Here is a 10466-nt window from a genome sequence, read left to right as displayed (position 1 = left end):
CCGACATTCCGCCCTCTTAAGTGGCACATTGACAATAATGCGTTTTCTCAACAGAGTAAGTAGTAGGCTTGTGAAGCAGAGCCAAGGAAACGCAGAATGTTTCGGTGATTTTCGGTCAGATTTACGATCTGCTGTTGGCCATTAATACTGACCATATGAATGGCCATGAAACATTGAAAGACCCATCGTAGCGTCGGCGTTTCAGTCAGTTTACCAAGTTGGTTAGGCAGGGTTTCATGGGCAACTTTCAAAGCATTTCGAAGTTGTCGCTGGCCTAGATTATAGACCAGTAAACACAGGCCCATAATCATCCCCAACGCCATGATGCGCTCAGGGGATTTAAGAAAGACACTGGAGGTGAAAAATAATGGGTCTTTTAGAAACCGAAACCCTCGCTCGGTGCCCTGTTGCGCCTTATATTCGGAGAGAATCTCATCGGTTGAAAGGTGGATTGAGTCAGTGTCTGCCTCCTCCAGAGGGATCTCAGGTGATGCCAAGACATTGGTGGCCAGGATAAATCGTCCTGCTCTGCGCCGTTGCAGGGCGTCGGCCTCAGGGTCGAGTGTCAAGGTGGCCTGAACGTGATAGCTCACGGAGGTCGGTGGGGCGGTTTTGGCCGGTCGTCCGGGGTGGCCATAGTGAGCCTGTTTAACGATGTTAGAGTCCGTGATGAGATGGTAGTTTAAGGTCTTCTCAAACCGCTCTACTGCCTTCTGGGCATCCGCTTCACACGCAAACGGTTGATGGCTAAGACGGTCTAACTCAGTTTGTTTGCGTTGGGTGGATTTGGCGCACCGCTTCTCCCATTGTTTCAAGTCCGAGGCTTGACGGTGGCTCGATTCAACCACAATCCACCGTTGCTGTACATCGCCATAGGTGCAACACACCTCAGCGATGCGATACCCGTCGCGCTGACTGGGACGAAAAGCACTGTCGTCGATGTCTTCAATCAGGGCATTGGCTTGGGCCAGGGTTAACGGTACCCGAGAGATCCACCGCAAGCTTCCCAATTGCTGCACATTATCGGCACTGTAGAGCGCCGAATCGGCAACATGGACCCCTTCAAACTCCCATTGTTGCTGGAACTCGCCGAGGAGTCCGGCAAAGCGAGCTTTATCCGATTGATTCCCATCGGCCAGTTCGAGGAAGGCTGGGATATCGCCATCTCCCCAGCACACCAGATTCATCACAAACTGTTTCAAGTCAGGGCGATGGTCACGCGAATAGCCATGGCAGACTTGAATCGGCACCGTTGCGGCTAGGGAACCCGTATCAGTCGATTGTACATAGTCCCCAGACACACTCATCGACGTGGCATCTAAGTGGGCTCGCTCACAGCTAACGTCAAAGCGCTTGACGGCTTCCAGGCAAATGGCCAAAAACACAGATGTGATGCCCGTTTGATAGAGACGATCTAACACACGCCCTAAGCGATCATCATTCAGATACTGAGGCAAGACATCGGAGCCTAGCAGATGCTCGGTGGCTTTGCTTTCGAAAAACTGCTCGAACAAATACAACGGGGCAGATACAAACCCCAACCCATTCAAGATCATCGCTTTTACTGCTATCCCGGCGCTGATCTGCTCATGCGGATCTTGGCCAAGACACTCATTGATGGTCTCAACCACACCCAGCTCATCGACAATACCCGCGACGATGCCTAGATGGTCTACGGTTTGGACGACGATATCGATAAGAGGCTACCCTTTGCGACGATGTTGACGTGTATCATCGCTCATTATTCCAAATGTGACAATCCAGAGGGCGGAATGTGGGTTTAAAATCAAGCATACTTTTCTGTTCTAGTATTTTTTTAACAGAGTTTTATGCAAATTTGGGTTGATGCAGACGCTTGCCCTAATGTCATTAAAGAGATTCTGTATCGAGCGGCCAAACGCCTACAGATTCATCTAATCTTGGTCGCCAATGCGCCCATCCAGATCCCTGCCTTTGATTGCATTGAATCGGTGCAGGTGCGCTCGGGGATGGATGTGGCAGATAATTACATCGTGCAACAAATGGTAGCTGGCGACCTGGTGATTACGGCCGATATTCCCCTGGCAGCCAACGTGATTGAGAAAGGTGGCTATGCCCTCAATCCCAGGGGAGAATTTTACGATGAGGGAAATATTCGAGAGCGGCTATCGATGCGTAACTTTATGGAAACTCTACGCAGTAGTGGTATTGAAGCTGGTGGACCACCAGCTTTAAGTAATCGCGATCGTGAAGCCTTTGCTAACCAGCTTGATCGCTTCCTGGCTAAGCATAAGGGATAGGGCAATTGATTACGTTGCTCATGCTTTGCCTGGATCTCATACTCGGATTCACCACAACACTTGACTGAGGCCAGCGTGGCTGCAGCCCACTGACATCCCATAGACTGATCTCACTGATAGGCTGCAACAACAGTGAGAAATAACAACGTTAACGTTTGTATCAGAGAAGAGATATTGCACCACTACAGGAATATGCTGTACACATGAGTTGAAAAGCTCATACCCACAACAAAAGGAGGTCTAACGATAGATATTTCGATAGAATCATCCGACGGATCAAAAACAACACCCAAACACATCACTGATATTTCTTCTTACTAGCACTAGAGAGCCCTGTTTATAGTAGGTTTGCTTACATTAAACATCTCTAAAGAGTCTTGTTTATTCTAGAAGAGTTCCTCAGTTGAGTGTTCTGGGTGTTGTTGTGTTTAAAGGATTTTCTCAAGACTTTTCTCGACCCATTGCCCATCGCTACAACTTAATGGGCTACAGCAAACAATAGCCCGTTAATCCTTCAGTCAAACCCCCATTCGCTCCAGACACAGTGATCACAGACACACACCAAGCAAACTTGATGGTTATGTAAGGAAGCGATAGGTTTCGCCTCCAGAGGCTGCCATGGGAATCTCTCTGACCTAGAGTGAACTCATAGAAGAACGATTTATTGAATTCCACTCTATATCTAAACCGAAGCCCCCGTGAGACTTAGTGTTCATGGGGGCTTCCAACTCTCTCCCTAGAGTCTTTGCCATACTGGCAAAGACTTTCCCATCAGTTAGAGGTTGAGGACTATCAACCACAGCTGATTTTATGCCGATACTGATAGGTAAAAAAAACTGATAACTAATAGATGAAACTTATATGATTTGCGGCTTTGTATTTGCAAAGTTTATAGGTAGGCTATGAATAGTTCACAACAAAGCTGGTTATCACTGATGTCTTACACCACTGTTGCAACGACTACAGCTCCTTCAATCTCTACGCCGCGACAGACACCATCTTCTGAATCAACGTTTGAAGTCCAGCTAAAAGCCGCATTAGAACACGCTCGTCGTCTCACTGATATGCACGGACCCAAAAGCATTGATGCAGCCATTGCCTGGGAAGCCGTTGAAGAACTGCAAATGGCCAAGGCTCGGCAGCCAAGGGTCACTCCAAACATGGCATTTGCCCGTTATTGTGCTGAGCATCCCCACGCGCTTGAATCTCGCATATACGACGTTTAGGTCACTAGATACTCGTACTTAGTCATTATCTCTCTGCCAATACGTACGCTCCAGGTCTCTGCCAATTTGGCAGAGACTTTTTATTGTCCAAAAAGGGACTGAATCCCTAAGCTGTCAGTTACCCATGGTGAATGCAGCACGCCATGAATGAGCCTACCGCTCTCGTCACTAGATAAACGTTGGTCTCTGCTGTCTGGCTGTGCCATCCCTAAGCATTCATAGAGTTCTTTCACTGATGGGCGCGGCTAATAGTGAAAAATAACAACGTTACTATTTGTATCAGAGAAGAGATTTTAAAGCATTGCAGGAATATGCTGTACACATGAGTTGAAAAGCTCATAGCCACAATAAAAGGAGGTCTAACGATAGATATTTCGATAGAATCATCCGACTGTTCAACAACAGCACCCAAACACATCACTGATATTTCTTCTTACTAGCACTAGAGAGCCCTGTTTATAGTAGGTTCGCCTGATATACAACAACTCTGAAAAGTCTTGCTTAATGTAGAAGAGTTCCTCTGTTGATTGTTATGGGTGCTGTTGTATTTTAAATCAACATGCAGTGGAGTGCCCAACACTACAAATCATTGGGTCACGCCATCCAATCCCCTCAGAATCCTTTAGCTAATAATGAATGCGACCACACCACAGTGATCGCCGACACAAACCAAGAAAAATTGATGGCTGTGTAAGCAGATCGTAGGGATAGCCTGCTCAGGGGGCTGTTGACCCCTTCTCTGACCTACAGTGGAGACATCGACAAAGCACGTTATGGCATAACTTCTTATCGCGAACCTTCTATCTGAGTAAACAGGACACTGTATTACTTACCCTCTATATCTAAATCGAAGCCTCCATGAGCCTTAAAGGTCTATGGGGCTTCTTATTTGATTAGTTTCGACAAGCCGGACGAATCGCCATTGCCCCCGTTGCCGCTGCTGCTGAGTTCGCTGGCTTTCAATATTCAATCCGTCCTGAGACAGGTGTTTGAGTGTCAAGAAACTTCGTATGAACCAAGGGCCTTCTAAGTAAAATCACGACTTATTTTTTCTTAATATACACAGCCGTTTTCCCCAGGTTTTCCCAAGACTTATCCCCAACTCAGTCGGACTTATCCCCAGGCTGCTACCAGGATTCGCCTCGGAGCGGGATTCTGTGGAAAACCTTGATTGTCGGGGATCACTTATAATTCACGAAGAAATGTAACAAAAATACAGGTTTAACCCGCTTGGTCTCGTTAGCTCAATTTTTGAATTAGAACATTCTAAAGACTGACGGGCATTGCCAATTGTGATTGGCTCCTGCACAATGAAGCTCCACTGCATCAGGCGTTCTGGTCATTCTTCTTTGCCCTGTGTCCCAAATATCGTTAGCCCCCTATGGCTATTTGGGCAAAGGGTTATTGCCAGACCCCAGTTTGTTGTGCCTATACATTGAAGAGCGTTTCGCCATGACACCCATTTCGTCAGCTCCAGCCACTGTCAGCCTTATGATCGAGATTCCCGAGTCGCTACATTTGTCCATGCAAGACTATTTGAATACCCATGAACTCTGGAGCCAGGAGCGGATCATGCAGGCCGCTCTATCCCTTTTTCTCATGCAAAATGGTGTAAATCAGCCCCAGGTAAATCGACTCTACTTGGATAGCTTGTTTGGCTGTGCCGCCTAGCGATGCATCGGCATTGCCTGAGCCTCGATATCTAACCTGACCCCCATGGCAATGTGTGTTATGGGGGATTTTATTACGTTGAAAGGTCGCACTCTGGCAGTCGCGGCTAACGTTGGCTGAGGTGTCTGATGTACGAGCGCATTGTTGCCAAAATAACTGCCAATTGTTTTGAACGCAAATAGTCCTTAGTCCGGCTTGTCCCCGTAGGAGCTAGGTAAAGAAAGCTGATTAATTATAGATGAAACTTATCTGTTTTAGATATTTACATCCGCTAAGGTTATACGCAAGCTACGAACAGTTCACAACCAAGGCAGGTCTCACTATGGCTTACACCACGATTGCGCCCACAACAGCTTCTGTAATCTCTACGCCGCGACAGACGCCATCATCCGAATCAACATTTGCAACGCAACTCAAGGCCGCACTAGAGCATGCCCGTCGCCTCACCGAGATGCACGGCCCCCAAAGCATTGATGCAGCCCTTGCTTGGGAAGCCGTCGAAGAACTAGAAACAGCAAAGGCCGGTCACCGCAAGACAAGTCTGACAACGACTTTTGTCCGCTACTGTGCCGAGCATCCCGACGCTCCTGAAGCTCGCATATATGACGTTTAGTCCATGAGGTACTTGTACTCAGTCAGAATCTCTCTTTACTAATATGCATACTTAAAACCTCTGTCCAAGCAGCAGAGGTTTTTTATTGCTAAAAAGGAGACCGTCTTGCCAGAGGGTAACAACTGTGAAAAAGTTCAATGCCTGGCAACACCCTCAGGCGGAGTTCAGGGAGTTGGGTGGGATTGCGATCGCAACAACTTTTCTAGACATAGGCGGCGATTACGTGACCACAGGCGCAGCCATTCAGCCAAAAGCCCCAGCGATGCTCCGTTGGAGCAGCTACGCCAACGCAAGCATTCAACACTTACGCACCAATTAATCATCGTTTCTCAAATACATTGCAGATGCTAGGCTTTGGCATGCAGCACCTCAACCTCATACCTATACTGATTAAACGGTGAATTGCTTCAGCAGTAAAGGTATCAAATCTCAGTATTTAGGCCTCATTCTACCGATTTAGCCTAAGTTTGGGTATGTGGACACTAGCAGAGGAGCCACGATGTTTAGATATCTTCCAGGCACAAGCTTGCCATCATCAATCCTCAGTTTATTTCTCGGGATACAATTCACCCCCCATGCGTCAGCAGAGCAACCCGTAGAAGACCAAGCCACTCTGACAGAACAAGCTGATTCTTTTGACGATATTGCCACTCATTGGAGCCGTCACATCATTAACTGGCTCGCCGGAAATAATCCTGCTCAAACATCCTATTTAGACAGTTCAGAGCAACGCTTTCGACCAGGATGTCCGATTACACGAGGGGAATGGATTGCACTCTCGGTAAACATTCTCGATTTGCCTAATCGCCCCGATGCCGCAAGCAACCCAGTGGCCAATGCCCCCATCTGTCCAGATAGTCCCGCTTGGAAATGTCCGTTCTCAGATGTACCCGCAACGCTGACCTCTGACCCATCGACGCCGAACCCGCATTACCAAACCACGTTGCAGGCTTTTAGAACTGGCATGATATCAGGCTATCCCGATGGAACGTTTCGTCCGCAGCAAACAATCAACTATGCCGAAGCCGTCGCCTCATTAGCAGCAGGTCTAAACCTCGTTCCACAAATTGACAGCCTCAAACAACGAAGTGGAGAAGAACCCTCCATTATCGGCACTGATTACTTCATCAATGGCCGTGTGATGGAAAACGCCTGGTTTGCGCCAGCACTTCATGGTTCGCTACTAGCTAACCTGGTCGCCCTAGACTGGCCGCTTGAGTTTTATCCCTATAGACCACCTCTCAGCCGGGGTGAAGCTGCCGTCATGATGTATTTAACTCTGGCCTATCAAGGTCAGGCTAGCTTAGATGACCCAATTCTCCGCGCAGAAGTCGTGCCTCACAGTGGTGAATACGCACTGAGACATATTCGCATGGCTGGCGACCCTAGCTTTTCTTTCGGACCACCAGCTGTCCATAGACAGTGCACAGAAGAACTGTGAGCAATTACAGAGCTAGATGCGGGCAGACAGAACTTACCTTTTGGCACTCAGTCTGCGCTGAAGCAATTAAGCGATTTGTCAATTGCTTCCACGACTCAAACCGTGCCGCCTGACTCAGCGCCACATGATATGGCAAGGGCCGAAAGTACTTCAGCAGCACACCCTAGACCCACTTCACTGACCAGTAACAAAAACAAATAACATTACCGTTTATGTCAGAGAGGAGACATACAATCACTCACATCGGTATGCTCTATACATGAGCTGAAAAGCTTATAACCACAACAAAGGAGGTCAACAATCGATATCCCATTAGAATCGTTTGAAAGATCAATGCCAGCACCCAACCAGGTCACTGATATTTCTTCTTGCTTGCACTAGAGAGCTTTGTTTTTAGTGAAAAAAACTTTTCGCGGAACAACTCTAGAGAGTCTTGTCTAATGTAGAAGATTTCCTCAGGTAGATCGTTCTGGGTGCTGTTGTGCTTTAAAGCTTCACTAGACCAGCTGCCCAACGCTACAACTTACTGGGCCACGGCAAAAAAATATGCTTTGAATCCTTTAGTCAATACCCCAGCCGCTGATTGCGCTGTGATCACACACCTAAACTAGGGAAACTTGATGGTTGTGTAAGCAGACCATAGTCTGATCTTGCAAAGGCCCTAGTTTGGAACAGTGTCGGACTAAAGTGGACTCACGGACAAAGCCCGTTATGCCATAACTCCCTAGCTCGAACCCTATATCTAAGTAGACAGAGCACTAGTTTACTTAACCCTCTATATCTAACCCGAGGCCCCCATGGATGCTAAGACTCATGGGGGCTTCTTATATGAAGTATGGAGTTAAGGATAAGCAGAGTTATGCGGTGAGTGAGCCACCTTTCCTTAGCCAATTTCAGAAATGCCTTAGCCTGCATTATTCATGGATGTAACACCATTTGGATCTGTTTGCTCTAAATCCAATCCCTTCTTTAACCACATCGCTGGGAGTTTGACCGGTTTCGGTTGCGATCGCACGTATCTGCTCGTCCCAACTATGGGGAATGCGGGCGGCGGCGATGGGCTTGCTCATGGTTGTAAACAGGACCAGCGGGAGGTCGGGTAGGTCGGGAGCGTTACCACTCCCTTCCCCCCTCAGAACCGGACGTGCGACTTTCACCGCATCCGGCTCAAGCAATGCACGGATTAGGGGATTTGTGAGTAGTGCACCTGTTGGTGACAGAACTCGTGTAGCCATACAAGGTTCTTGACCTCGTTAGTTCCTCCTTCGCATTGAGGAATAATGTGATGGAGGTGAAGCGGTTCACTATTAAAGAGTGAGGCTCCACAGACAGGGCATTGAAAGTCCTGCTTTTTGGCCACTGTTCGGCGGATTTTCCCGAGTTTTTCTGCTTCAGTGGCTCCTTCCCGTCGATTGCGTTCCGCCCAGTAAGCTTGGAGAGCGGGATCATCGGGGGAGCTGCGTTTACGGACGAGTCGATGTCGTTCGATTTTGAACCAGGAAAACTTAAGCATATAGGCCCCTGTTTCCTTATCTCCAAAGACCCATTTGTTATTGGGTCTCTGAAGGTTGAAACGTCCCCAGTATCGATTGACTCGCCAAGTACTGTTTTTCCTTGGATGAGTCCGCTTGGCATGGCGAAACTGTCGTATAAAGAGATAGTGATCTAGGCTGCTAAAAGCTTCACTAGAGACCATCGACTTCATATAGTTGGCCTTGCCACGAATGATGGGGTTCATCGCCGCTATCAACGTCAACGTTGATTTGCCACGATGATTCAGGAAGACTTCCCTGATGTCGCGACGAGTGCGTTTCAGAAAGTCCTTGCTGGGTTTGATGAGCAGCTTGTATCCGGTTCTCGTCTTGCTGGTTTTGTAGTGTCTTACATTGAATCCCAAGAAATCAAAGCCTTCCGTGAGGTGGGCAATTCGAGTCTTTTCCTCAGAGAGTTCTAGACCGACTTCCTGGAGCCAGGATTGGGCTTCCTCCTTGGCCTTGATAGCATCAGGTTGGGATTCGCATAAGATGACAAAGTCGTCAGCATATCTCACCAGAATTCTCGGTCCTCTGCTTTCGCCACAGGAGTCGTATTTGACTCCCAGGGCTGCTTCCATCCCGTGTAACGCGATGTTAGCTAGCAGAGGGCTGATAATTCCACCTTGTGGGGTGCCTGTAGTCGGTTGATGGAACACATCTTGGTCCACATACCCTGCTTTCAGCCATTCCTTGATCAGTCGGCGACCGGGAAAATTCCCGATCTTAGACATCAAATAGTCTTGGCTTATGTTGTCAAAGCACCCTCGGATATCAGCATCGACCACCCATTTCTTTTTCCGATGCGGTGTTGTCGATACTTGTATCTTTTCCAACGCATCGTGGGGGCTTCTGCCTGGACGAAAGCCGTAGCTTGTGCCTTCAAACTGTGCTTCCCAGCAGGGTTCCAGCGCATTCTTGACCAGTGCCTGTAAGCAGCGATCTCGAATAGTTGGAATTCCTAAGGGACGTAGTTTGCCGTTGTTTTTGGGAATATAGATTCGCCTGACGGGTTTAGGTTGCCAGTCTGGGTGGTTGATCAGGTCGTCCACCAGTTTCCCTCGTTCTTTTGAGGTTTTCACCAGCACCCGGTCCACCCCTGCGGTCTTCTTTCCGGCGTTCTCTTGAGTCGCTCTGCGCACAGCCAGCAGCGTGTTGGAGTAACTCCGAAGCATCAGACGTTGGAGATTGCGGACCTTTCGCCAGTTTCCCTTTTCCGTTGCCTTAAAGATTCGTCGTCTCAGATTCCTCACCCGTCGTCGGACCTCACGCCAATTAACGCGATGCCAGTCGGTGGTGCTCTTGGTTACGTTTGCGCTCGCACGCATCCTAACTTTTCCCTTGAGTTCGGTTTCGTCACTCGGTCATCTTCTGCAAGCATCACCTGTCAAAGTCAGCTCCGTTTCCGGTTGGGTATTGCCCTATCCGTCCAGTTATCAAGGACTTGCCCTGTTTCCTGCTCCCTTTCGGGTGACGGCCTTCGCTTCTTTGACATCCTCTCCCCCCTTGGGTATTCGGCGTTCCTTGCGGTCTGCTTACCGAGGGAAACGACCTTTCTCCCTCGGACCCAGTGGGGGTTAGCCTGTTTTACACTGTCGAGATACAACATCGTTAGGTCTCAACTCTATTCCGGGAAGGTTACGGTAGCCCAGGAGTTGCCCATTAGAGCTGATCCCTTTTTGTCTCCCTTCGAATGGTAGGAAG

Annotated in this window: 10 protein-coding genes; 7 read left to right on the top strand and 3 right to left on the bottom strand. The window is 48.4% G+C overall.

Annotated features, from left to right (window positions below):
* Nucleotides 1-47 precede the first annotated feature (47 nt).
* On the bottom strand, nucleotides 48-1697 hold the full coding sequence (locus tag N836_RS54310; RefSeq protein WP_031292849.1) for an IS1634 family transposase: 1650 nt from the start codon (nucleotides 1695-1697) through the stop codon (nucleotides 48-50).
* Nucleotides 1698-1829: 132 nt separating this feature from the next.
* Between N836_RS54310 and N836_RS54305 the strand changes: the two genes are divergently transcribed.
* The 6 genes from N836_RS54305 (at nucleotide 1830) to N836_RS54285 (ending at nucleotide 7230) form a co-directional block, all read left to right on the top strand.
* Nucleotides 1830-2279: a YaiI/YqxD family protein gene (locus N836_RS54305; protein ID WP_023073241.1), complete on the top strand. Its 450-nt coding sequence runs from the start codon at nucleotides 1830-1832 to the stop codon at nucleotides 2277-2279.
* A gap of 902 nt (nucleotides 2280-3181) precedes the next feature.
* Nucleotides 3182-3505 (top strand): Calvin cycle protein CP12, encoded by a 324-nt coding sequence (locus N836_RS54300; protein WP_023073240.1) that lies wholly within the window; start codon nucleotides 3182-3184, stop codon nucleotides 3503-3505.
* Between the two features lie 1356 nt (nucleotides 3506-4861).
* Nucleotides 4862-5176: a DUF2811 domain-containing protein gene (locus N836_RS0138260; protein WP_023073238.1), complete on the top strand. Its 315-nt coding sequence runs from the start codon at nucleotides 4862-4864 to the stop codon at nucleotides 5174-5176.
* Between the two features lie 322 nt (nucleotides 5177-5498).
* Nucleotides 5499-5789, top strand: a complete 291-nt coding sequence (locus N836_RS54295; protein ID WP_023073237.1) for a Calvin cycle protein CP12 — start codon at nucleotides 5499-5501, stop codon at nucleotides 5787-5789.
* Nucleotides 5790-5913: 124 nt separating this feature from the next.
* A complete protein-coding gene (locus N836_RS54290) occupies nucleotides 5914-6108 on the top strand; it encodes a hypothetical protein (protein WP_023073236.1) in 195 nt (64 codons plus the stop codon).
* A 180-nt stretch (nucleotides 6109-6288) separates the two neighbouring features.
* Nucleotides 6289-7230: an S-layer homology domain-containing protein gene (locus N836_RS54285; protein ID WP_023073235.1), complete on the top strand. Its 942-nt coding sequence runs from the start codon at nucleotides 6289-6291 to the stop codon at nucleotides 7228-7230.
* 914 nt (nucleotides 7231-8144) lie between these two features.
* On the opposite strand, the gene N836_RS77055 is transcribed toward N836_RS54285, so the two are convergent.
* Complete coding sequence (locus tag N836_RS77055; protein WP_200867425.1) at nucleotides 8145-8465, bottom strand: hypothetical protein; 321 nt, start codon at nucleotides 8463-8465, stop codon at nucleotides 8145-8147.
* Complete coding sequence (gene ltrA, locus N836_RS54275; RefSeq protein ID WP_023072111.1) at nucleotides 8414-10090, bottom strand: group II intron reverse transcriptase/maturase; 1677 nt, start codon at nucleotides 10088-10090, stop codon at nucleotides 8414-8416. The genes N836_RS77055 and ltrA overlap by 52 nt, the downstream gene beginning before the upstream one ends.
* 13 nt (nucleotides 10091-10103) lie before the next feature.
* On the opposite strand from ltrA, the gene N836_RS75880 reads away from it, so the two are divergent.
* A complete protein-coding gene (locus tag N836_RS75880; RefSeq protein WP_152532111.1) occupies nucleotides 10104-10343 on the top strand; it encodes a hypothetical protein in 240 nt (79 codons plus the stop codon).
* The last annotated feature ends 123 nt before the right edge of the window (nucleotides 10344-10466 follow it).

This window comes from Leptolyngbya sp. Heron Island J, assembly GCF_000482245.1.
Lineage (GTDB): Bacteria > Cyanobacteriota > Cyanobacteriia > Phormidesmidales > Phormidesmidaceae > Leptothoe.
This window is presented reverse-complemented; position numbering and strand designations above follow the sequence as displayed.